Source organism: Shewanella algidipiscicola, assembly GCF_900380485.1.
GTDB lineage: Bacteria > Pseudomonadota > Gammaproteobacteria > Enterobacterales > Shewanellaceae > Shewanella > Shewanella algidipiscicola.
The window spans coordinates 36,556-60,865 of sequence record NZ_OXJV01000001.1 but is presented as its reverse complement, the minus strand read 5'-3'; the positions used below and the strand labels follow the sequence as shown (position 1 = coordinate 60,865).

At 48.4% G+C, this 24,310-nt stretch carries 23 protein-coding genes; 8 read left to right on the top strand and 15 right to left on the bottom strand.

Features of this window, described 5'->3' with window-relative positions; genetic code table 11:
* Positions 1-90 precede the first annotated feature (90 nt).
* A complete protein-coding gene (fre, locus tag DN599_RS00260; protein WP_110455667.1) occupies positions 91-789 on the top strand; it encodes an NAD(P)H-flavin reductase in 699 nt (232 codons plus the stop codon).
* A gap of 145 nt (positions 790-934) precedes the next feature.
* Here fre and DN599_RS00255 read toward each other — a convergent pair whose 3' ends face one another.
* The 11 genes from DN599_RS00255 to DN599_RS00205 all read right to left on the bottom strand — a co-directional run bounded on the left by DN599_RS00255 (position 935) and on the right by DN599_RS00205 (position 12,057).
* The gene (locus DN599_RS00255) at positions 935-2,218 is read right to left on the bottom strand and encodes a winged helix-turn-helix domain-containing protein (RefSeq protein WP_110455666.1); all 1,284 of its coding nucleotides are present in this window, start codon (positions 2,216-2,218) and stop codon (positions 935-937) included.
* Between the two features lie 237 nt (positions 2,219-2,455).
* The gene (locus DN599_RS00250; RefSeq protein WP_110455665.1) at positions 2,456-3,307 is read right to left on the bottom strand and encodes an ABC transporter permease; all 852 of its coding nucleotides are present in this window, start codon (positions 3,305-3,307) and stop codon (positions 2,456-2,458) included.
* Positions 3,308-3,322: 15 nt separating this feature from the next.
* The gene (locus DN599_RS00245) at positions 3,323-4,255 is read right to left on the bottom strand and encodes an ABC transporter ATP-binding protein (RefSeq protein ID WP_110455664.1); all 933 of its coding nucleotides are present in this window, start codon (positions 4,253-4,255) and stop codon (positions 3,323-3,325) included.
* A complete protein-coding gene (nosD, locus tag DN599_RS00240) occupies positions 4,252-5,595 on the bottom strand; it encodes a nitrous oxide reductase family maturation protein NosD (protein ID WP_239473190.1) in 1,344 nt (447 codons plus the stop codon). Before nosD ends, DN599_RS00245 begins: the two co-directional genes overlap by 4 nt.
* Before the next feature lie 60 nt (positions 5,596-5,655).
* A complete protein-coding gene (locus DN599_RS00235; RefSeq protein WP_110455663.1) occupies positions 5,656-6,150 on the bottom strand; it encodes a nitrous oxide reductase accessory protein NosL in 495 nt (164 codons plus the stop codon).
* Positions 6,151-6,228: 78 nt separating this feature from the next.
* Complete coding sequence (gene nrfD, locus DN599_RS00230) at positions 6,229-7,176, bottom strand: NrfD/PsrC family molybdoenzyme membrane anchor subunit (RefSeq protein WP_110455662.1); 948 nt, start codon at positions 7,174-7,176, stop codon at positions 6,229-6,231.
* Between the two features lie 2 nt (positions 7,177-7,178).
* Positions 7,179-7,886, bottom strand: coding sequence for a 4Fe-4S dicluster domain-containing protein (locus tag DN599_RS00225; protein WP_110455661.1), 708 nt, complete (start codon positions 7,884-7,886; stop codon positions 7,179-7,181).
* 63 nt (positions 7,887-7,949) lie between these two features.
* The gene (locus tag DN599_RS00220) at positions 7,950-8,648 is read right to left on the bottom strand and encodes a tetratricopeptide repeat protein (RefSeq protein ID WP_110455660.1); all 699 of its coding nucleotides are present in this window, start codon (positions 8,646-8,648) and stop codon (positions 7,950-7,952) included.
* 27 nt (positions 8,649-8,675) lie between these two features.
* Positions 8,676-9,461: an FKBP-type peptidyl-prolyl cis-trans isomerase gene (locus DN599_RS00215; RefSeq protein ID WP_110455659.1), complete on the bottom strand. Its 786-nt coding sequence runs from the start codon at positions 9,459-9,461 to the stop codon at positions 8,676-8,678.
* A 59-nt stretch (positions 9,462-9,520) separates the two neighbouring features.
* Positions 9,521-9,946, bottom strand: a complete 426-nt coding sequence (locus DN599_RS00210) for a rhodanese-like domain-containing protein (RefSeq protein WP_110455658.1) — start codon at positions 9,944-9,946, stop codon at positions 9,521-9,523.
* A gap of 71 nt (positions 9,947-10,017) precedes the next feature.
* Positions 10,018-12,057: a multiheme c-type cytochrome gene (locus DN599_RS00205; protein ID WP_110455657.1), complete on the bottom strand. Its 2,040-nt coding sequence runs from the start codon at positions 12,055-12,057 to the stop codon at positions 10,018-10,020.
* Positions 12,058-12,554: 497 nt separating this feature from the next.
* Here DN599_RS00205 and DN599_RS00200 point away from each other — a divergent pair, with 497 nt between their 5' ends.
* The 5 genes from DN599_RS00200 to DN599_RS00180 all read left to right on the top strand — a co-directional run bounded on the left by DN599_RS00200 (position 12,555) and on the right by DN599_RS00180 (position 17,062).
* A complete protein-coding gene (locus tag DN599_RS00200) occupies positions 12,555-14,534 on the top strand; it encodes a heme lyase CcmF/NrfE family subunit (RefSeq protein ID WP_110455656.1) in 1,980 nt (659 codons plus the stop codon).
* Positions 14,531-15,007: a cytochrome c-type biogenesis protein gene (locus DN599_RS00195; RefSeq protein ID WP_239473189.1), complete on the top strand. Its 477-nt coding sequence runs from the start codon at positions 14,531-14,533 to the stop codon at positions 15,005-15,007. The genes DN599_RS00200 and DN599_RS00195 overlap by 4 nt, the downstream gene beginning before the upstream one ends.
* Positions 15,000-15,593 carry a TlpA family protein disulfide reductase gene (locus DN599_RS00190; RefSeq protein ID WP_110455654.1) on the top strand — a complete coding sequence of 198 codons (594 nt, stop codon included), beginning with the start codon at positions 15,000-15,002 and terminating at the stop codon, positions 15,591-15,593. Before DN599_RS00195 ends, DN599_RS00190 begins: the two co-directional genes overlap by 8 nt.
* A gap of 170 nt (positions 15,594-15,763) precedes the next feature.
* Positions 15,764-16,342 carry a nucleoside triphosphate pyrophosphohydrolase family protein gene (locus DN599_RS00185; RefSeq protein ID WP_110455653.1) on the top strand — a complete coding sequence of 193 codons (579 nt, stop codon included), beginning with the start codon at positions 15,764-15,766 and terminating at the stop codon, positions 16,340-16,342.
* Between the two features lie 183 nt (positions 16,343-16,525).
* Positions 16,526-17,062 carry a thioredoxin family protein gene (locus DN599_RS00180; protein ID WP_110455652.1) on the top strand — a complete coding sequence of 179 codons (537 nt, stop codon included), beginning with the start codon at positions 16,526-16,528 and terminating at the stop codon, positions 17,060-17,062.
* Between the two features lie 167 nt (positions 17,063-17,229).
* Here the strand turns inward: DN599_RS00180 and DN599_RS00175 are convergent, their stop codons facing one another.
* The gene (locus DN599_RS00175) at positions 17,230-18,171 is read right to left on the bottom strand and encodes a Ppx/GppA phosphatase family protein (protein WP_110455651.1); all 942 of its coding nucleotides are present in this window, start codon (positions 18,169-18,171) and stop codon (positions 17,230-17,232) included.
* Complete coding sequence (gene rhlB, locus DN599_RS00170) at positions 18,172-19,479, bottom strand: ATP-dependent RNA helicase RhlB (protein WP_110455650.1); 1,308 nt, start codon at positions 19,477-19,479, stop codon at positions 18,172-18,174.
* 171 nt (positions 19,480-19,650) lie between these two features.
* Between rhlB and trxA the strand changes: the two genes are divergently transcribed.
* The gene (gene trxA / locus DN599_RS00165) at positions 19,651-19,977 is read left to right on the top strand and encodes a thioredoxin TrxA (protein ID WP_110455649.1); all 327 of its coding nucleotides are present in this window, start codon (positions 19,651-19,653) and stop codon (positions 19,975-19,977) included.
* Positions 19,978-20,207: 230 nt separating this feature from the next.
* Entirely contained in the window at positions 20,208-21,473 is a 1,266-nt protein-coding gene (gene rho, locus DN599_RS00160; RefSeq protein ID WP_110455648.1) for a transcription termination factor Rho, read from the top strand.
* 72 nt (positions 21,474-21,545) lie between these two features.
* Here the strand turns inward: rho and DN599_RS00155 are convergent, their stop codons facing one another.
* Positions 21,546-22,277 carry a fumarate reductase iron-sulfur subunit gene (locus DN599_RS00155; RefSeq protein ID WP_110455647.1) on the bottom strand — a complete coding sequence of 244 codons (732 nt, stop codon included), beginning with the start codon at positions 22,275-22,277 and terminating at the stop codon, positions 21,546-21,548.
* Positions 22,274-24,280: a fumarate reductase flavoprotein subunit gene (locus DN599_RS00150; protein ID WP_110455646.1), complete on the bottom strand. Its 2,007-nt coding sequence runs from the start codon at positions 24,278-24,280 to the stop codon at positions 22,274-22,276. Before DN599_RS00150 ends, DN599_RS00155 begins: the two co-directional genes overlap by 4 nt.
* Between the last annotated feature and the right edge of the window lie 30 nt (positions 24,281-24,310).

Below are 24,310 nucleotides of genomic sequence, written 5' to 3'. Positions count from 1 at the left end.
TGAAAACTCTAACCCATTGCATAGTTAACTTGGATAGCGACTATTCGAAGGAGATAGAAACCTCCATAGAGAGGTCTAGAAGGAAACAAAATGAACACCATTCGCTGTAAAGTAGAAAACGTCACCGCCTTTAATGATGCCGTCTATCAGGTCACATTGACCCCTGAAACCGAATTTGACTTTAATGCTGGTCAATATCTTTGTGTGGTCATGGGTGAGCAAGATAAACGCCCCTTCTCGATAGCATCAGCCCCTGGCGCGAAAAACATAGAGCTGCACATTGGCGCCGCGGTCAGTGAAAGCTACCCGATGCAAGTGGTCGAAAAACTACAACACAGCGAATACATCGATATCGAAGCCCCGGGTGGCAACGCTCACCTGCGTAGCGAGAGTACTCGTCCACGCCTTCTGATTGCTGGTGGCACTGGCTTTTCGTATATAAAGAGCATTGTCGAGCAGCAGATCGCCTTGGGGCAAACGGTTGAAACCATGCTCTATTGGGGCTGCCGCGATCAAGACGCCATGTACTTTGAAACCATCGCGCGCCAGTGGCATCAGGCTCACCCTTGGCTGCATTTTGTGCCCGTAGTTGAACGAGCACCAGCCAACTGGCAGGGTAAGCAAGCCAACTTGCTAGAGCAGATCAAACAAGATTTTATCAGCCTCAGCGGCTACGACATCTACATTGCAGGACGGTTTGATATGGTGGGTGCGGCGCGCGAAGTGTTCCGTGACATAGGTGTCGACGAAGATCACCTGTACGGCGATGCATTCGCCTTTATTAAGTGATTAGCCCCACTCAATTTTTAATGGCTTATTCATAATATAAAAATGGCGCTATCTGCGGTAAGTGTTGGAGTTACATCCACAGCCATCGGTAGCGCCCCTTTTTGTCGCTGAGCGAGTTATCCATCACCTTTGCAGCCACACCTCACTACAGCGAAACTTTCTCATATTTAGTCCAGGTGACTAAGTTGCCTAATAACGGCACCACCCACACGGCTGAACCTTGATCATTATAGATCCGATAATAAAACAGCTCTTCGTCACGAATATTGTGTTTGCGGATCTCGCGGTAAAAATGCATCGCAGAGGGGCTCACCACCTCAGGCTTTATCAAATCTTTTTGCAGCACCTTCACATGAAACACATCCACCTCGAGCTCGCCAATGTGCTGACGATACTGCTCAAACACGCCGCGCACTTGATACTTAATCGGGGTCGTTAAACAATCTTGATCGGTAATGCAGGCGCTGGAGTAAAATTTGCCACTCAACGGCTGGTCATAGACCATAGAGATGCTCATATCCGCGCGCACTAATAACTCATTAGCCACCGGAAAATAGATATCGCCGTGATAATGATGCTCCACCAATTCATCACCATCTGCATCGCCCGAAGGGATTAAGATGCGATTGTAGCGAATACGATTTTCCATCATTTCGCTAAGTTCATTAAACTTAACCATATTGAGGCCGGCAGGCACTTGCCCAGTGGCGGTTAAGTTGATCAGATGCTCTCTCATACAATGGCCCTGTTCATCGGGCGGGCAAATCGCTAAGGAATAGTGGTTGCCATCGGTCAAGGCAAATCCCTTAAAGTCTTGCATGGCGTCGATATGATTAGTCTCGGGCGCGATATGTTTTTGCCACATCGACGGATGCAGTTGGGTTTCGCCATTGGGGTAGATCAGAGTTAACGAACTGGTTTTGCCACCAAGATTAATATCGAGGCTTTTGTCGGCGCGCCAATGCCCAGCCTGCTTGACCACTTGATGATAATCGCTGTTGTACCATAGGGTCGCAATGAGGGCTAATAGCACCATAATGCCGCCCACTTTCACCATTAAAGAGACATCGATTAGCGCATGCTTAATGGACTCAGCATCGTTAACCGCCAACATGGTAACGTGGGATTTAGCCGACACATGCAGCTGATAGCCGCGTCTGGCCACGGTTTTTAATTGGATTTCTGGATAGGGTTCGAGTTTCTTACGCAGCGTACTGACGCATTGTGTCAATGAGGTTGCCGCGACCACTCGGTCTGGCCAACCCACCTGCAGCAGCAGATCTTTGTCGCATATCGCATCAGGAACCGACAGTAAATGCGCCAAAATCGCCGACTCAGAAAACGTCAAATGGATCGTGGTCGCCGTGGCACGATCATATAGTTGTTGCGCTTCGCCATCGAACTCCAAATATGGAGTAACTTTCACCACCTAGCACCTCTATCATTCCAAATAGCAAAATTAGGAAAATCTTATTATTATCATTGAGATTTTAGTCAAAGCCTGACTGGTTTACTGTGATAAATTGCTCACTTCTTTTAACACAAAATACAAATTTCTGTAGAAATTGGTATCCTAGGCTAATGCCTGCTTATCACACCACCAAGACTCAGTGTTGCGGGAGTCTGATGGGTTTAAAATTGAATATCAAGTCTTTCGCCCAATAATCTAAATCGCCTTACGCATAAAGGTACGCAGGGTCAGCCAAGCTAATAGCGCTACCCACAACAACATCAGTCCATATAGCCACAACGCGCCCCCCTGAAATTGGCTCAATAAAGGTAAGCTGCCCATAGGAGCATGGGTGGCAAGCTGATTGATTGCACGATAAATATCGGTCGGGTTTAAGGCCATTAACAGCTGCACTAGCCATTGTACTCGATGCCCTAAATCGGCCACCAGCAGCGCCAACAAGAGTAAATCGTAAATTAACACTAAGGCGAACCACAGCGACAATAGTGTGCCAACCGCCTTGGCCTTTTCTGTGGCGCGCAGACTGACCACATAACTTAGCAAAATAAACGTCAGGGCCAATAACCCGCTGCTGGCAATGAATTGGCCAAACACCCACAAGGTTTGTTGCCACTGATATCCTTGACCAAAACAGAGCAAAATGGTCGCGCTCAGGGTAAAACTGCTCACGATGGCGGCCAGCATAATACCGCTATGGGCCAGCAATTTCCCTAAGAAAATATCCATTTTAGTCAATGGATAGCTGAGCAGTAACAGCATGGTTCCCGACTCCTCTTCACCGACAAACGCATCGTAGCAAAGCAAGATGGCCGCCAAAGGTATGATCGCCACAGCTATGGTAGATAAACTGGCGATGACACTCACCAGCGACGGGAAGGCTAAGGTACCTGACACTGCGCTACCTGCAAAGGTGACGCTGAAGGCCAGCAGAAAAAACAAGCCAAAAATCACCGCCACCCAACGGTTACGCAAGCTGTCTTTGCACTCTTTTGCGGCGATGATCATCATAGGCTGACGCCAGATCGCCCCACCGATTGTCGACATCATTTATACTCCTATGGGTTACAAGGCGGGCTCGGTAACGAAACCTAAACCTTGCTCTGTGCAGTGCTGCATCTGCGCCATGTTGTGATGATAAATCTCGGCGAGCCCAGGCAAATGCAAGGTGAAATCAAAACGCTGGCATTTTGTGGTTAAGTAACGCACTAGCGCTGGCTGCTCAGACTGGGCGCAGTGCAGCGCACCTTGGCGATAAAACGCCTGTAGATAGGGGTGCGTCACCAGTAACGCCGCTAACCCATCAAGCACTATCTTAACCTGCAATGGGCTTGCCTTTGCCAGCTCGGCAAACGTGCCATAAGCCAAGCATTGACCGCGCCCTAACATCATCGCCACATCCAGCTGCGACTCCACTAAATTAAGCTCATGGGTACAGATGATCACCGCGCAACCTTGACGCTTTAATTGGGCCACTTTTTGGTAGAGAAAGCTCGATGCCTGAGGATCTAAGCCCACCGTCGGCTCATCGAGTAGCAATAACTGCGGTGAGGCTAAAATCGCCTGCGCAAAGCCAAGCCGCTGCTTCATCCCCTTAGAGTAACCTTTAACCAATTTATGCTGGGCATAGCCTAAGCCAAACTCCTCAATCAACCGTGCGACTCGCTGATGACTCTCCCCTTTAAGTGCGGCGAAATAACGTAAGATTTCCGCCCCGGTCAACTTGTCATAAAAATGAATGTTTTCAGGTAAATACCCTACGTTGCTAGGTTTCTTCCCTGACGTTAACCTCTGCCCTAACACGTCGACTCGACCAGAGTCAGGAGTCAATAAGCCTAATATCACCTTAATTAAGGTCGACTTACCCGCGCCGTTATGACCCAGTAGCGCCATCGTCATCCCACTGGGCAAACTGAGATTAATCTGATTAAGGGCGCGCAATTCGGCAAATTGATGCCCAACGCCTTCAAGTTGTACCGCTAAGTTATTGACACTCATAATGCGCCCCTCGTGTGCGCCGCCGCGCTATTTTCCATCAAAGGGTAACGGTCGATAACACCACTGGCGTCGACCGCCTGTATTTGGTTATCGAGCCACTTAAGTAATGTCACTATGGGGCTGGCCATTAAAAAACTCGCCTCGGGGTAGAGCCAAAATAATCGATCGAGACGATCGTTTGGCAGATGCATACTGTCGCCCACGCCATCACCATTAAGATCCCAGCCACGATAGTCGCTCCAATAATTGCCCCGCTGTTGCTCGCTCCACTCGACGCTCTGCTCGCCCACGTAACGCACTTGGGTGCCGTTATCGATAAAGCGATTGAGGGACACTTGATTACTCTCGCCGCCCAGCGCCATGGCAATACCGACATCATTATTGGCGATGTGATTATCCTTAATGTGGTTATCGCGGGCACCATAGATAAAAATGCCCTTACCTTCGGAAAACAGATCGCCTTTGATCGCATCAGGCGCGCTGATATTAGCCATTCGATTAGCCTCAACCAAGGCGCCATTGGTCATATTAAGCAATACGCCAAACTCTTTAGCATGGGTGACTTGATTATGGGCAAGGTGAATATCGGTGGAGTTCATTAATGCATATCCGCCATCGACACGGCTGGCCTGATTGTCCATGGCGCTATCTTGCTGGGTATACATGTAATGAATGCCATATTGCATGTCACTCATGTGATTGCCATACACTTGGCTGCCCTTACCCGACTCTAAATAGATACCATCTCTGACTTGCTGGATCTGATTGGCGCTGATCAAGGCGCCATCCACTCGCTGCAGATGGACGCCATCGCCGCGATCTAACTTAAAGGTGTGGCTGTCACCCGTGATGCGATTGCCGCAAATGGTCAACCGCTGCAGTTGCTGGGCATAAATGCCAAAACCTTGGCCACTCAATTGGTTATTCAGCAGCTGGACATCATCGCTGCCAGCATGCAGTAAAATGGCGGCATCTTTTTGGTACAGGTCGCCCCCCCATTGCTTAATGGTAAGGCCATTAATGGTGACATGGCTGGCGTTAATCGTCAGCGCCGCCCCTTGGTGCTGCGCCTCGATAATGGCACCGGGACGTCCTGTTATAGACAGGCTTTTATCGATAATAAACCGCCCTAAATAGGTGCCGGATTGCAACACAATATGGCTCCTCGGCGCAGCCTGTGCTAACTGATGCGACAGCTCGGCACTATTACTGACGTCAATCATCGCCCCCAACGCCGCACTTTGCGGCGTGACCACAGCCATGCACCTTGTGTTAGTGGCCTCTGGCTCATCGGCACTGAGCTTAGTGCTGCTTAGGCTCAACACTAAGCCCATGCTCATTAAAGGCATCAATAGCGTCACAGTGCACCGCTGCCGAGCTCTCATCGTTGCAGACTCAACTTATTCTGCCGTTAACAAGGACAAGGTGATCTGCTCATAACTGAATACCGCACCACCATATTCGCGGGCAAATTGCTCGGCAGCCTCTGCTGTTGAAAAAGGCGCCACGGCGCTGCCCATTACCGCTTTGCGGCTGGTGCCATAGACATACCACGCCTGAGTCGCATCGATAAAGGCGCTATCGTCTGGATGGTCCCAATCGGTTATCGCCATATCATGGACATAGGCCTGACTAATTTGGCGCTGATTTTCTGGCTGTAGGGCAAACATAAACATGTCCCGCGTTGAACAGAAACTCGGATTAATCTCGCCGCCGCTGAGCAGCAACTCTCCCTTGGGGCCGGGGTATTTCTTAATCATCATGCCGCACATATGGCAGCGTTCATGCTCACCGATGGCGTTGGCATGATCATGGGCGGCATTCACTGGCGCGGTGTCGCACCCTAAGGTAACCAACGACAGTAATATCACTAACAATGGGGCTCTGATGGCCATATGGACTCCTTAATGACGATGCAAGAATGGCGATTCAATGCCTCACCTCGGCGCGCGAGATGAGGCTTGAACACACAGTTAAATTGCGAAGTTTTGCCCCGCATACAGAATAAACATACGTAAGCACATCATGCCGCTCACCGCACATAAACCCGAGAGGTAAAATGCCTGTGATGAATGGCTAAATTGCTTACCCGTAGCGAAGTTAAGCAGCAGCGGACCACCAAAGCCCACCCCCACAACACCCAGCCAGAAGACCACCGCCCACGTGCCCGATTGAAAGGCTGCAAACGCACTTTGTGCGCCAGCGTTGCCTGTCATCAACGACATGATGATCATGAACAGGAACAGCGCCTCAGCAAACATAATGGGCCACTCTGCACCGTGCAAAATCTGCATATCTTGGCTGTGTCTATCTTCTTTAAACAGGCTCACTGCCAACATCTTGGCCGCCGCGGCACCGGCCGATAATCCCGATGCCACAAACAGCGCCGGTAATACCGAAGTATTAATGATCGGAAAGCGGATCAACGCCGAGATCAAAAAGCCGGTATAAGCACACACGGCTAATGCCAACACCAACACCAATGCCTCACAAGGGCGGCGCCAGGCGCGTAACTTGTCGATAATGGGTAACAGTGGACGTAGCAATGGGATCTGCTTAATCTCTTCTTCCAAGGCAAACAGGGCGATCACTGCCACCAGCGGAATATAAGCCGACAGCGCGATCACCCCGACCGACATCACAGAGTTAAGGTTGTAATAAACTAATATCCGCCAGAAAAACAGCGGATTAGTTAAGTCCAGTACCAGACACAGCATCCCCAAGGCGATAGTGACAAATGACACCAACGCAGAGGCCTTCAAGAAAGGGGTATTGATGGTTTGTTGTTTATAAAACCGAATAAACAAGGCTACCGCTAACGCCCCACCCGAAATACCTGCAAAAAACAGATAAACGGCAATGGGCCATGGCCAGGCAACGCCTTCAGACAGCCCTATGGTAAATTCAAGTGTTCCGTCCATAGCTATACTCCCAATTTCACTACAGGTATGTATCGTAAACTGGGTTCGGTACCGAAATGTGACTTGATACGAACAGAGTCTTTTACCGCCAATAACCGACTCACATAGGAGTTAGGGTCATTGATATCGCCAAAGATCAATGCGTCATATCGACACTGTTGCACACAAGCAGGTAGCTCACCCTTAGCCAATTTGCTGTTTAAACAAAAATCACAGTTGTCGGCGACATCTGTGGCTTCATTGATGTAACGCGCATTGTAGGGACACGCCGCAATACAGTATTTACAGCCCGCACACTTACTGGCATCCATGGTGACGATACCCGTTGTGGGATCGCGATGCGCAGCGCCCGTAGGGCATACCGAAACGCAAGGCGCATTTTTGCATTGCTGGCATGACACGCGCACATATTTACGCTCACAACCACAGTCAGTCTTACCGCAGTGAGGACATTTTTGCCCCTCAACGTGGCCAGACTGCTGTTCTAGCAGTAAACGAGATTGCCCTTCGGGCAAATTATTGGCCGTATTACAGGCCACTTTACAATCGCCACACCCCACACATTTATTTTGATCGAACACCATCACGTAATGCGGTTTGTTGCTATTGGCATTTTCCTCTTTGACAGATGAACACCCTAAGGGCCCCAGTATCAAAGAGCTGGCTCCCAAGCATTTAAGGAACCTCCGTCTCTCTATATTTTCACTCACAGCATCCTCCATCGGTCGGCATTGATGCCCACCTGTTTTAACCTGATTTTTTAGGTGACTCTTTTACTCAGATGCAGTCACGATACGGTTAGCTATTTTCTGCTCAGCTTTCAAAATCGCATTGTTAATTGATGCTCGGTTAATACTTGGGTTGTCGCTATTCAATAACTGTTGCCAATAGACGATCGCTTGCTGAAAGTCCCTATTCAAGTAAGCGTGAGTCGCCATTAGCAGCAGAGATTGAACTTCATTCGGATCGAGTGCTAGGGCTTGAGAGATGGCATCGGCCACCTCTTTACTCATGTCTCGACCATCACGGTAATAGAGCGCATTGGCTTTCATGCCGAGCACTTCAGCGTCTGTCTCTATTGCCAGTAATTTGTCCAGTGTGACGACCGACTCACGGTATAACCCGCCCTCTGTATAGGCGTAGGCTAAGTTGAGTAAGGCAATTTTATTGCTTGGTGTTTCACTGGCGGCTTGGGCATTTTTATTAATATCGGCGGCAATAAGGTAGTCGATGTTTTCATCGATAAAGCCCTTATCCCACTCATTAAAACGACCAAGTTGACTGTAAATTAATAGGGGAACCAGCAGCAGGGTAGCCGTCATAGCACTGGGAATTTTCCAGCCATCCCGTGTCAAGGTGGCAGACTTGAGGTCTCTAGTGTCAACGTTGTTTATGGCTCGGAGATGAAGTATCCATAAAGGAGCGATGAAACTCATTAACGTAACCACTATGGCAATAACCAGACTATTCATAACCATCCCTACTGCTGGTGAGTAAACTTAGTGACCAGAGCCCATCATGCCACCCATGCCCATGCCGCTTAACCCCATGCCTTTACTGTTTTCACCTGGCTCTTCAACCTTGACCAACTCCACATCAAATATCAGGGTTGAACTAGGCGGAATAATGCCGACCACCTCTTTGCCATAAGCAAGTTCTGACGGAATAGTCAGACGAAAGGTTGAGCCTTCTGGCATGAGGGCTATGCCCTCTTTCCAGCCATCGATAACCGACATTAAGGCAAAACGATTGGGTTCATTGCGATCATAAGAGCTATCAAATACGGTGCCGTCGACCAACTGCCCTTTGTAGTGCACTGTGACCACATCTGACTCTAGCGGTTTACGCCCAGAGCCTAGGGTGATGACCTCATATTGCAGGCCCGAATCCGTCACAGTAACGCCTGAGTTGGTTTTATTGGTGGCGAGATACGCGCTGCCGGCGGCAATATTTTTAATCGACAGATCTTCAATGCGCTGCTCTCTGATAGTGTTAAGCAGCTCTGCTCGCGTATTTAAATGGGTCAAGATCTCCTCGTCCGACATCTTGCCCTCGCCCTTAAGCGCATCAATCATCCCTTGAATGACAGTGTCGATATGGATCTCGGCGCCGAGCTCAGTCTGATTGTAAATTTTGCCGGAAATATAATGGCCAACCGACGCCCCCATGGCATATGAGGCATCATTCACTTCTTGGCTCACTTCACTGGCCGAGGCCATCAACGAGAAACCGCAAAGTAGGGATAAAGTGGTCAGCGATAAAGACTTCTTGGTGATCGTTTTCATATTGATTCTCTCTAAACGTTATTGCTCGAATGAATGTCAAATGGATAAAAATCTTATTGTTATGGTTTTTCAGTGGCTCGACCCGATAGGCGCCAGCCATAGATGCCATCATGCATCTGTCTCACTTGGGTGTACCCTAGCTTCATCACTTCTCGCGCCGCGATTTCGCTGGCATTACAGAGACGATTGGCACAATAGAACACCATGACGGCACCTTTCTCTTTAGGCAGTAACGCCTTCCAGTTATCGACGTTGAAGTACACGGCTCCAGGAATAAACCCTTCGGCCCAAAGCTCTAAGGTGTTTACGTCAAAAAAGTAAACCCCTCCTTGCTTGAGTAAGTGCTCGGCTTCCAGCAGGCTGATGGTGTTGAGCTTGATCTCATGATAGGTCGCCGGTGCCATCTCCCCGCCGCCGCCGGCATAACAAGGGGCGATACCGCTTGCCATCATGGCCGCTAAGATCATTCCAACGCATTGTTTCATATGCTTGCTCCTATTAACCTAGGCACAGAGGGTTATCTGTCTTCCATGCCTAGGTCCGTTAGCAATCCCTTTTAGTGAGCTTTAGCCGAGTAGCCGCTGCCGTCTAAAATGTTTTGCGCTTGTGTTACATAGGTCAGTGCTGCATCGAGACGCTTCTGGCTATAACGGAAGCCATGCACACCCCAAGAGCCGTCGTTCTTAATCAGATCAACTGTCTCTTGTGCTTTCTCTGCGAGCATAAGCACTTGAGTCTTGTCTTCAGTTGACAGCTTAGTGACTTCGAGTAACTGGTCGATGCGAACCAGAGCTTGTTCAACTTGGGTGAACACCTCTTTGATTGGCTTCTGCCACTTCATCACTTCACCGTAGATCTCCATCTGATCTTCATAATGCAGACCCGTTTCAAGTTCTGACTGGAACTGACTGTGACAACCTTTGTTTTCAACCACATCGTGGTCGGAAACTGAGGTACGAGCACAGGTCCACATTAAGTCTAGGTATGAGCGACCCTCTTCATTTTTCGCCACAGTCCAACCTTTAGCGCCTTCAGGACCCGCAACACGCGACTGGCCTTCTGGTGGGTTAAGTGTTTTACGGGTTGGGCTGACATCAATTTTCCACATGTGTGACTTACGCACGGCGTCGAAACCAGCTTGGTCTGGGAACTGAATCGCTTTGAAGTTTTCACAACTGCCCATGTTAGGCATGTGACAGCTTTGACACGTTTGTTCGCTATGGGTATCGGTATTGCTAGCGATTAGGGTTTGCGCTGCATGGCAATCCTTACAATCTGTTTTCAGCTTAGGCTTAGTGATATCCGACTTCCAATCGCCATCGGTGACTTCGTGTGGATCATGGCAAGTAATACAACGCATCCCCTTTTCATAGTGAACTGAGTTGTACATTTGCGACCCTTCAGTACCACATGAAGGACAAAGTGACTTCATTTTCACGCCAAAGGCATACTCACGCTTTTCTTGCGCTTGCGGTGTATCGGCTAAGGTTTCGTCATATTGGAAACGTTGGTGACAACGTTCACAATTTGACTCCATACCGCCTGTACCACCATCTAAGTGACCACCTGCGCCATGACACTCTTCACACGCGATACCCCGGCTAATCGTGTGCTCTTGCAGTTTCTTTGGATCGCCAAGGGCATCAAAGAACTCTTGTTTGCTTTGGAAATCAAATTTGAAGGTGTGGCACACTTCACAGTAAGAACTGGCAGGTTGGAACAACAACTCTTTACGGTATTTAGCGCCGTAAGAGCTCATGCCCCATTGATGCGAACCACTGGCACCGAACTCTTCCATTGTGGTGGGGAATTCAGGGATAACGGCATTGATTTTTTGTGCCATTTCAGGGGTGAGCCATTCCGCCCAACCACGTGAGAACTGGTTACCACCGGCAATCATCTTACCGGTACCATCTTTAAGTAAGCCGCCTTCGATATGATAAGTACCGCGGACTAGCCAAGAGTCGATAAAACCATATTTGGTACGTGGTGTACCCACTGTGGCGTAGATAGCATCCGGGGTAATACCATCTGGCAAGATGGAGGTATCCTTAGTCTGATACATGGTTTGTTCGATGTCGTTACCCACTTCTGGGTGCTCACCAGGGAAACGAATCGTTCTGGCATGACGTGAACGCTGCCACTTTTCATATTGGGTTGCATGACATTCGGCACATTTTTCAGGGCCAACAAAGTTATTAGGGTAATCAAGAATCGATTTAGCCCCTAAGCGATACTGCACCGCACGTGGCGCACCGACTCTGGCGCTGTACTTAGGACTAGAGCCTGTATCTAAATACTCTTCACCACGGTCACTGATATGATATTCGCCGACTAAATTACCGGCTTCGTGGTATTTAAACATGGGGTGGTTCTCAAATAAAAAGTCAAATAGCTCCGCCTCTTGAACCACATAATCTTGCAGTGTTTTCACACCATTCTTTTGTTCTGTACCTTGATAGTTAGCAATCGCGTTTTGTGCGGTTTTGCCCATTTCTGGTACGCTGTTATATTTACCACCAGCAGCGTTAACATTAGCAATGGCACCGAAACAAAATAGCACGCTTAAGGCTACCTTGTGTTTCCATCGTCTCATCATTCACTCCTAAATATTATTTTATTCTGTATTGCTATAACCAACATTAAATTGCTCATCCATTACACAACCATCTGTTGGATTTAATAAAAACAACCGTTAACCGAACGACTTATACAACTGAGCAAGTTCAGTATTCTTCACATAAAAACCATTAAAAACATGAGCTAGCGCACACCTCCCACGCCATTATCTATCAACAGTTGTCAAACAAACAAAAACCCTTAAAAGACAATCAGGTAGGATTGTTGGTAGGTTTATTTTTTAGTTATAAATGGTGACTTTTTAGATATAAAAACAACTCAAAATATAGATTTATTTTTCAAAAATATTCAGCAAAGAGGACTGGTTGGTTTTACTTGCTTAAGCTCACAGAAACGCTGCCACCATTAATTTACTGTGCATTTAATACAGTCTCTATTTATCTACATAAGCAAAGTTAACGCTATCGATTAATAAATGCAGACACGCAAATAATTAATATCATCGGTGGAACTATGGCGGCAGAAATTGGGTTATTACTACTTATTATTGCAACAGTGATCTGTTTACTAATCGCAGTGTTACCACTATTAAAAAACAGCAGCGAACCATACACAAATGCACTGATCAGCTTATTAATTCATCTCAATACCTTTGCCTTATTAGGGGTGATGGTGATTTTGGGTTACCTATTTATTGCTAATGATTTTTCAGTCGCCTACGTGGCAAACCATTCCAACACCCAATTAGCCAGTGTATATAAGGTCGCGGCGGTGTGGGGGGGGCATGAAGGCTCGATGTTGTTTTGGATAACCGCCACCGCCCTGTGGAGCAGCTACATAGTGAACCAGCACAAAGCTAACAGCGCCTTTATGCGCAGCCTTTGTGCCATTCTCGCCGCCATCATGTGCGGCTTCTTACTCTTCTTACTGTTTACCTCTAACCCGTTTGCGCGCTTACTGCCCAATATTCCGCTCGAGGGGCGCGATTTAAATCCCATATTGCAAGACATTGGCCTGATATTGCATCCGCCGCTGTTGTTTATCGGCTATGTGGGCCTCACCGTCTGTTTTGCTGCGGCCGTGGCCGCGCTACTCGATACCCAAGCCAATATCCAAGCCCACTGCCGGCGCATCCGCCCATGGGCGATTTTAACTTGGGTAGCACTCACTGGCGGCAACGCCTTTGGCTCATGGTGGGCCTATAACGAGCTAGGTTGGGGAGGATGGTGGTTTTGGGACCCTGTCGAAAACGCCTCGTTCATTCCTTGGTTAGTGGCCACCGCCATGATGCATGCGCTCATATTGAGCAGTAAACGCAATGCTTTTTATGCCTCAACCCTATTCACTTGCCTTTTAGGCTTTGCTATCTGCCTGCTGGGCACCTTTTTAGTACGTTCGGGAGTGGTGCAATCGGTACACGCCTTTGCCGCCGATCCGAGCAGAGGCGTGTCGATTTTAACCTTACTGATACTGTTTTCGGCTGGGGGCTTTACCTTGTTCGCCTACCGCGCGCCGTCATTATTCAAACCGAGCTGCTATAGCGTGCACAGCAAAGAAAGCTTGATGATGCTGGGCAACCTGATTCTTCTCATCGCCGCGCTCTCCATCTTACTTGGCACCTGTTATCCGCTGCTCTATGAAGTCCTTACAGAGCAAAGTATTTCAGTCGGCGCCCCCTACTTCAACAGTCTGTTTATCCCGCTGCTGGTATTGATCAGCCTGCTGATGGGCGCTGCCCCCTTGGTACGCTGGCAACAGGCGCAGCCCAAGGTGTTTATACCATTAGCCCTGTATGCTGGGCTGGCATTAGGGCTGGCAGTGCTACTGAACCTAATGGCACTGCCCCAGCTTAGCGGCTACTTTATTTGCGGCAGTTTTTCGGCCCTATGGATCTTCATCTGTATCATCGCTGCAGTGCGGCAGCAATATGGTCAGCGAGCGCCAAGCGCGAACCGTTCTCAGCGCTTTAATGCCATGTGTCTTGCCCATTTGGCCGTGGCAGTGAGTATTTTAGGCGCAACCACTGTGTCTCATTTTGAGCAGGACGAGTTACTGCGAATGGGGCCGGGACAAGGAAAAGTTGTGGCGGGATACACCTTTGTTTATGAAGCAACCGAGCAGGTTGAATACCCAAGCTACAGTGCGATTCAAGCGAAAATCCAGGTCAGCGATACCAAAGGTCAGGTGTTTGCTTATATTTATCCGCAGCGACAGACCTTTAACACTAACGGCATGCAGCTCTCGGCCGCAGGGATCCATCGCAGCTTGTTTGGCGACATCTACATCTCCATGGGGACACCGCTCAGTGACAGCGAATACCTTGTGCGGATCAGTTATAAACCTTTGGTCAATTGGATTTGGATAGGGGCCTTAATGATGATGGTGGCCGGTATCTGCCTGCTACGCCGTCCAGCCATTGTCGGCGCCGCGCGTCACACTCACAGCGCAGGGCATCGCCTTGGTGCGCCGTCAGTTCATAATGGAGGGCTATGATGAAGTCTCAACTGACACTTTGCCAACGTGTCACATTCAACTGCCTATTGTGGCTAGGGTTAAGCGTATTTTCGGTCAACGCTGCAACGCCGTCATCCTTGCCCGCATCGACGCCGGCTCCAGTCTATTCTCAAGCCGAAATAAAAGCCTTGGGATTTGATATCGCTAAGTCACTACGCTGTCCCATGTCGGCCAATCAAAACCTGTTGGACTCGCAAACCAAGATAGCCAATGAGCTCAAAGCAGAAATTTTCCTGCAGTTAGAACAAGGCAAACGTAAAAGCGAGATCATCGATTTTATGGTGGCCCGTTACGGCCAACAGATCCGCTATATGCCAACCTTCGCCGCGGGAACTTTCGTACTGTATCTGTTTCCGCTGGGGTTACTGCTATTGGTGTTCGCATGGGGATTTAAACAACATCAGTCCACTAAAACTCATAAAATCAGCAATATGGATACTCATCATGACTAAACAACTGCTGGCCATTATCGGCTTATTAATGCTACTCACTATGGGGCAATCACAGGCCGCTATGCCAAATGAAAAGGTGTACGCCACCGGTGATAACTTACCTAAACCCATGATCATGTCGCGCTTTATCGAGATGCAACACGCACGCAAGGTCAGCGAAGTCCCTTTCGAAACCCTTGAGGGGGCTAAGGTTAACCTGAGCGATTATCGCGGCAATCTGGTACTCGTTAACCTGTGGGCTACTTGGTGCGCCCCCTGCATTAAAGAGATCCCTATGATGGACAAGATCCGGCGCGATAATCTCACCAATAAGTTAGTGGTACTGCCACTGTCTATCGATGAGCAATACGATCAAGTGGCCGCGTTTTTAACCCGCCATAACTTAGGTGACTACCCCACTCTTGTCGATCCGCAGCGGCAGATCGACAAGATGCTGCCTGCCGATGTGGTGCCTGCCACCTATGTGTTTGATGGCGACGGCAACCTTATCGGTTTTTTACGCGGCTATTTAGATTGGGGCGATAAAGAGGTGCAGCCCTACCTTGAGCAACTCACCGCTAAGTATGCATCGCCCAGCCGCCCTTAAATGTGTCATAGCTTATCCCCTTTTCATTGCTCCCGCCCGGCACCGCGACTCTTTCGTCGGGCGGTTTTTTTATCTCAGCATCGCTAGGCTCGGCGGTGGCAATGGCTTTCAATTGCCGCACCATTAAATTAGAATTGCGCCATTAATCGTTATATGCCAAGGCCAGTTTGATGAAATTAACCGCACTACAGCAACCGCTTTATGATCACCTTTATCGCGATATTCACCAGTTCCGCTCCACCTTTGATCTGCCCATTGAAGATACCAGTAGTCTCGATGATAAAGCCGATACATTACACACCTCTTTAGCGATTGAAGAGCTTACCGAACTGGCCGAAGCCGATTGCCGCATAGAACAGGCCGATGCTATTGTCGACTCTGTTTATGTGTTAATGGGGCGTCTGGTGCATATGGGTGCCAAACAGGTTAACGACTGTATCGCTATTAGTTACCTTATCGATCTGCTGCTGCATGTGGCCAATAATCGTGATATCGATTTTGTGCGCTGCTGGGATGAAGTGCACTCGAGCAACATGAGCAAGGTGTGCCGCAATGAACAAGAGTTAGCAGAAACCGTCGCTCATTATGCTAAACAGGGTGTTGACATTGTCGGTAGTAAGAAAGGCGACTTCATCATAGCTAAATGTGCTAAAGATGTTGATATGGCAGGTAAAGTCGTGCGACAAGGCAAGGTGTTAAAGTCGGTTTATTATCGCCCTGCCGACCTTAACAGCTTGGTAAAGGCCTAACGTTTCCTCCTCGGGAGCTGACTAACACAATCTGCCTAGGATGAGATGAGACCTAAGTGTCATTAATTTAATCCTAGCCGTGATCCAGTTAACAGCTAGGATAATAAGCGCTACTCGCTAACCGATTTAGATGATTGAATGGGGTTAAATGAATCTAGTGCTTATCGTCCCTGAGGAATTATCATGACCAATAATATTGCAGCCTTACTTGCCACTACGGCGCTATTTTTTAGCACTCAGGTATTGGCTAATGGCGGTTGCGCCTTTGAAGGCAAGCAAGAAGGCTTTATTGCCACTTGCAGTGAGGAGAAACAAGAAGTGATTCTAACCGGTATTGTTCCAGCACAAACCTTAGTGACCGAGCTCAGTGAATTTAGTGAAGGTTACCAAACTTATCAAGTCGATACGGCGGCCATCGAACCATTAAAGGCGATTACAGAGCCGACAGAAATTGTCGTTATTATTGGCACTTGGTGCCCCGATTGTCACCGCGAAACGCCGCGCTTTATTCGTATCATAGAGCAGCTGAACAACCCCAACATTAAGGTGACCTACATTGGGGTGGATCGCAGCAAACAAGATAGCGAAGGCTTAGCGGCGCAGTACGAATTTAGCCGTATTCCGACCTTTATCGTTAAACAGCAAGGTAAAGAGATTGGCCGCATTGTTGAGCGCCCACAGACCTCATTAGAAGTCGATCTGGCCAACATACTTAACTAGGCCGTTCTGCATAATGCATTAACAAAAGCCGCATTAGCGGCTTTTTTGTGCGTGTATTTTGCGAGTCAAATGTTAACTTACGGCGTTAAATTAAGTGGGGCTATCACTTAACTCTGGCGCTCAAACTATGGGGGTTAAAACAAACATTTATTGGAGGTAAGAGGTAATCATGACGCAGAGGTGGCTGAAATTCGCTCAGATAATTGCAGTAATACGCCTTCACGTAGGGCCCCGCCCGACAAATTTAACGACTCAATATGCAGTACATTAAATAAGCCTAGCAAAATAGATAATCCTGCCACAAAAGTGGTTGCCCGCTCATGATGCAAGCCTTCAATCTGTTGCATGCTGGCATCGGTTTGAGTGAGCACTTCTTCGCGTAATTGCCGTAAAATCGCCGGGGTGATGGTGGCTGAGATACCACGGGCATTGAGTAATTCAACCACAGATTGCACCGTACCCGATGCCCCAACCACACCATGCCAGCCCAATTTAAGCAGTTGAGCACGATAGTCGCCCAACAGGCTAACGACATGAGCCTGGGCAAGATCAAAGTCTGCTTTTTGATACGGAAATTGATTGAAAAACTGTTGGTTAAACGTGACGCAGCCCATGGCAAGGCTGGTTTTGAGAAGCACTTTGTCACCATCACCAATAATAAACTCAGTGCTGGCACCGCCAATATCGATCACCAATCGGCGACCCTCTGTGGTGGTGGTTGCAACCATGCCTTGGTAGATCAATTCCGCTTCACGCAGCCCCGAAATAATCTCAATCGGTTGACCTAAAATTGGCAACGCCGCTTGGCAAAATGCGCTGGCATTGGTGATGCTACGCAGCGTCGCAGTGGCAATGACGGCAATATGGTCTCGGCTAATGCCCTCTTTATCGAGCATCTGTGAAAACATCTTTAGGCAGTCAAGACCACGGGCAAACACCTCGGGGCTTAACACGCCATCAAGGCCAATACCTTCTGCAAGGCGCACTTTGCGCTTATATTTTGCCACCACTTTAGGGCTACCGGCGACAGTTTGCGCCACCAGCATATTAAAACTATTTGATCCTAAGGTGATGGCCGCATATTTCGGCCCTAAGGCAGCGCGCTTCATTTAGCTGTGTCTACGCGTCCTATCATGACGTCTTGGGCGTGCGCCCGGACGAGCACCTTGCGGTTTGCCACTGCCAGGTCGGCTAGCGGTGCGTGTAGTATGCTTACGGTGAATGCGTACAGGCGGCGGCAAATCGGTCAGCAAGGCTTCACTGTCATAATTAGTGACAGGAATAGAGTGCTGAATGTAGCTCTCGATCGCAGGTAAATTAAGGGCATACTCTTCACAAGCAAAACTGATCGAAATCCCTTTTTGACCAGCGCGACCCGTACGACCAATACGGTGTACATAGTCTTCGCAATCATCGGGAAGATCATAATTATACACATGAGATACGTCAGAAATATGCAAACCACGTGCAGCAACATCTGTGGCAACCAAGATGTCTAGCTTACCTTGGGTAAACTCTTCTAAGATGCGAATACGTTTCTTCTGTGGCACATCACCCGTTAGCAGCCCCACACGATGTCCGTCGCCTTCTAAGTGAGCCCACAACTTTTCGCAGCTATGTTTGGTGTTACAAAAGACGATGGCTTTATCTGGCCAATCTTCTTCAATTAAAGTCAGCAACAAACGTAGCTTCTCATCCTGTGAAGGATAGAAAATTTCTTCGGTAATGTTTTTTGAGGTCTTTTCAGTGGGGGCAATTTCGACTTTCTCAGGATCATTCATATGATCATAAGCGAGCTCTTGCACCTTCATCGACAATGTCGCCGAGAACAGCATATTCAGGCGCGATTTGGCGTCAGGCATACGTCTGAAAAGGAAACGAATATCTTTAATAAAGCCTAAGTCAAACATGCGATCGGCTTCATCGAGTACCACGGCCTGAATCGCACTGAGATTGAGTATCCCTTGACGAACGTAATCGATTATACGCCCTGTGGTACCAATTAAGATATCGACGCCTTTATCAAGTACCTTACGCTGCACATCGTAGCTTTCGCCACCAAAAACAATCCCGACTTTTAGTCCGGTGTGCTTAGCCAATAAGTTGGCATCTTTGGCAATTTGAATCGCTAATTCGCGTGTCGGCGCCATCACAATCGCACGAGGCTGATTGATCTCACGTCCTTCAGGAGCTGGAGTGGTCAGTAAGTGGTTAAAGGTGGCGACCAAAAAGGCTAAGGTTTTACCTGTACCTGTCTGTGCTTGACCCGCAAGATCTTTATGCTGGAGTAAAATTGGTAATGATAATGCTTGGATTGGCGTGCAATATTCAAAACCGCTTTCGATTAGTGCCTGTTGTATCTCTGGATGCAGAGTAAAGTCGGCAAACTTTGTATTTGTTAAATGTGTTTCGCTCATAGCGCAAGCATACCAGTTAGGGTTGCAATAAGGAACTTAATCGTTTGAAATAGCGGCTAATGAAAAAACAGCTCTGAAAGCCGCTAAAAAATCTTGAAAAGCTGATTTCAGACCCAATATACAGCTTAAGCCATTAACAAACCAGTAATGGCACCTCAACTGGAGAACATCATGAGCGATAAAATTATTACCTTAAGCGACGACAGCTTCGAAAACGACGTACTTAAGTCTGACATCCCTGTAGTGGTGGATTTCTGGGCTGAATGGTGTGGTCCTTGTAAAATGATCGCCCCAATCCTAGATGACGTAGCAGAAGAGTACGAAGGCAAGGTAACTATCGCCAAGCTAAACGTTGACCAAAACAATGCTTCACCTGCTAAGTATGGCGTACGTGGTATTCCTACTTTACTTATCTTCAAAAACGGTGAGCTAGCCGACACTAAAGTGGGCGCATTGTCTAAGACTCAACTTAAAGAGTTTATCGACGCTCAGCTGTAATACCTCGATCTCTATGACATTTTGATCATATAAAGTGACTCTCGACACAGCTTACAAAAGTAATTGTGTCGGGATTCGCTAAATTTCTAGACGCCTAGCCTTGTTAGTGCTACTTTAATAACCAGACTCATTCTAACTAACCCACTTCTTGCTATTCGATCGATATTCTTAAATGTTGTACATTCATTGATCAAAGATAGCATTGTCACGTAAGAACAAGACCCACCAAGATGAATTTATCAGAATTAAAAGACACACCGATTTCAGATTTAGTACAACTCGCCCAAGACATGAAGTTAGAAAATATGGCCCGCGCTCGCAAGCAGGACATTATTTTCGCAATCCTTAAAGCCCACGCAAAAAGCGGCGAAGATATTTTCGGTGGTGGTGTTTTAGAGATTCTACAAGATGGTTTTGGCTTCCTGCGTAGCTCTGATGGTTCATATCTCGCTGGCCCAGACGATATCTATGTTTCACCCAGCCAAATTCGTCGTTTCAATATGCGAACGGGTGACACCATCTTTGGTAAGATCCGTCCACCAAAAGAGGGCGAACGTTATTTTGCCTTATTGAAAGTCACCGAAGTTAACTTCGACAAGCCTGAAAACTCTCGTAATAAAATCCTGTTTGAAAACCTTACCCCACTGCATGCTGAAGAGCGTATGCGTATGGAACGTGGTAATGGTTCAACTGAAGATATTACCTCGCGAATTTTGGATCTGTGCTCACCGATTGGTAAAGGTCAGCGTGGTTTGATCGTGGCGCCGCCAAAAGCCGGTAAAACACTGCTACTGCAAAACATGGCGCAAAGCATTGCCTACAACAACCCAGAAGTGGTGTTGATGGTACTACTGATTGATGAGCGCCCTGAAGAAGTGACCGAAATGCAACGCATGGTAAAAGGTGAAGTTATCGCTTCTACCTTCGATGAGCCAGCAAGCCGTCACGTACAAGTGGCCGAAATGGTAATCGAAAAAGCCAAGCGTTTAGTTGAACACAAAAAAGACGTAGTGATCTTACTCGATTCGATTACCCGCCTAGCACGTGCCTACAACACAGTGATACCATCATCAGGTAAGGTACTTACCGGTGGTGTTGACGCTAACGCACTGCATCGTCCAAAGCGCTTCTTTGGTGCTGCACGTAACATCGAACACGGTGGCAGCTTAACCATTATCGCTACTGCGTTGGTTGATACTGGTTCGAAGATGGACGAAGTGATCTACGAAGAATTTAAAGGTACAGGTAACCAAGAACTTCACCTGTCGCGTAAAGCAGCAGAAAAACGTGTATTCCCAGCGATTGATTTCAACCGCTCAGGTACTCGTCGTGAAGAGAAACTGACCACACCCGAAGAGCTACAGAAAATGTGGATCTTACGCAAAATCCTTAATCCAATGGATGAAGTGACGGGGATGGAGTTCCTTATCGATAAGCTTGCCATGACGAAAACGAACGAAGAGTTCTTTACCGCCATGAAACGCTCTAAAAGCTAAACGATAGATTATCTATGCTGAATAAAAATGCCGCTAATGAGCGGCATTTTTTATGGCAAGATGGTGCTGTTTCTATACCAAGGCACCGGCCATTTTACGGCGTAAATAGGCAATTTGCTGCATATGCGGTAGATCTTTCGGGCAGTTATCCTGGCAGCCGAGCAAGGTCATGCAACCAAACACCCCATCTTGATTACCAATCACATGGTAAAAGTCTTCCACGCTACGGGCATCACGGCTATCGAGTTCAAAGCGGGCAATTTTCATCATGCCTACGGCACCGACAAAGGTGTCGCGCATCTGCTTGGTGGCGCAGGCCGACACACACACACCGCACTCAACACAGCGGTCGAGCTCATACAGTTTAGCCGCCTCTTCGGGTGCCATCGGCGCCTCGATACGATGGATATCGATTTCATCCTGTCTTGGATGCAACCACAGCTTTAGGCGTTCGGCGAGTTCGCGCATAAACTTACCCGTATTGACCGATAGATCGCCAATTAATTCAAAACCCGGTAGCGGCATCAAGGTGATCTCGCCTTTAGGGTATTTACTGGTTAAGGTGCGGCACGCCAGCGTCGGATACCCATTGATCACCATGGCGCAGCTACCACAAATACCGGCCCGGCAGACAAAATCGAACTGCAATGAAGGGTCTTGCTTCTCTCTCAGCATGTTCAGTGCAATAAACACTGTCATCCCTGGTGCTTCTTCAAGCTGGTATTTAACCATTTTAGGCTTATCACCCGGCTCTTGCGGATCGTAGCGGAAAATATTAAAGGTTAAGGTTCTACCTTGGCTCATTTGGCTTCATCTCCAAGCTGCGCGCGATTGCTCAGCGATTTATCATGTAGACGCTCGTTTTTCTCTTGTAGAGACGGGGGAACTTCGAAGGGCATCAACGCATGCTGCCGCGCATATCGGTCTGCATCATCAGGCAATTGACTTAATATTTCGCTGATCTGCTGCTCACGTTTTTCGGTATCAGGATGTGCTATCGCATTATTGATACCATAGCCACGATAACCTGGCGGCAACTCCATTTTCATCACATCCAGCTGTTCATAATCGAGCACGGGTAACGTAGCATCGGCACTGGGCCAGCTCGATAGCGTGCGGTTAAGCCACTCTTTATCGTTTCGCTGCGGGAAGTCTTCACGAGCGTGGGCACCGCGACTTTCGGTGCGCGCCTCGGCCCCACAAGCGACTGTGAGTGCCACTTTAAGCATGCGCTTAACCCGCAAAGCTTCAACCAACTCAGGATTGGCATGGCGTTTCTTACAGGTTAAGCCGATATTGCGTGAGCGCAATAACAAGGCTTGCAACTCATCTACTGCCTTTTGCAGCTCGGGACCGTTACGGAAAATACCCACGTAGTCCATCATGATGCGCTGCATCTCGAGCTTGATATCAAAAGCGGATTCGCTGCCTTGACCTTCGACCAAATCGTCAATTTCGCTGCGCACCTGATTAACAAACTTTTCCACCAGCGCGGTATTAATCTCTAAGGTATTTTGCTGACAAAAATCAGCAACATATTTACCTATGATCATGCCGCCTACTACGGTTTCAGCCAAGGAGTTACCGCCTAAACGGTTAAAGCCGTGCATGTCCCAGCACGCCGCTTCGCCGACGCTAAATAAGCCTTTAAGCTGCGGGCTTTGACCTGTGGCATCGGTGCGAATACCGCCCATCGAATAGTGCTGGGTCGGGCGAACTGGGATCCAATCTTTAGCCGGATCGATACCTAAAAAGTTTTCGCAGATCTCTTTGACTTCACGCAGGTTAGTCTCGACATGTTTACGTCCCAGCAAGGTAATATCGAGCCACAGATGCGGCCCATATGGGCTGTCGACCCCTTGCCCTTTACGAATATGCTCGGTCATGCGCCGCGACACCACATCACGAGATGCCAGCTCCTTTTTCTCTGGCTCATAGTCGGGCATAAAACGATGACCATCTTTATCACGCAGCAAGCCGCCATCACCGCGGCAGCCTTCAGTGGTTAAAATCCCCACAGGCACAATGGCGGTAGGGTGAAACTGCACCGCCTCCATGTTCCCCAGCTTAGCTACACCCGTTTCAAGCGCTAATGCTTGGCCAATGCCTTCGCAGATAATGGCATTCGTTGAGACTTCGTAAATTCGTCCATAACCGCCAGTGGCAATCGTGGTCGATTTAGCAATATAGGCACGTAACTCGCCCGTGATCAGGCAGCGAGCCACCACACCGTGGCAGCGCGTGCCATCGTGAATTAAGGCTAAGGCTTCGATACGCTCATGAACGGGGATATCTAATGAAATCGCTTTATTATCGACCGCATAAAGCAATGAGTGACCCGTGCCGTCTGCCGTATAGCAGGTGCGCCACTTCTTGGTGCCACCAAAATCACGGGCGTTAATTAACCCGTGGGCAGCTTCTGCCTCTTCAATGGTGACCTTTTGGGCATTCACCACGACCTCACGCGGCCCTTTGGTTACCCGTGTCCAAGGTACGCCCCAGTTTGCGAGTTCGCGCACCGCTTTAGGGGCGCAATGGGCAAACATGCGTGCGACCTCTTGATCGCACCCCCAGTCCGATCCTTTTACTGTATCTTGAAAATGGACATCTTCATCATCGCCCATCCCTTTTACCGTATTACCAAGGCTTGCCTGCATCCCCCCTTGGGCGGCCGCCGAATGGGATCGTTTAGCTGGGATCAATGACAATACAACAGTATCTAACCCTCGCTCTTTTGAGGCTATCGCCACCCTCAGCCCCGCGAGTCCGGCTCCAACGACCAGAGAATCGGTATATATCAGTTTCACACTTGCTCCTTAACAGGGTATTGAACCACC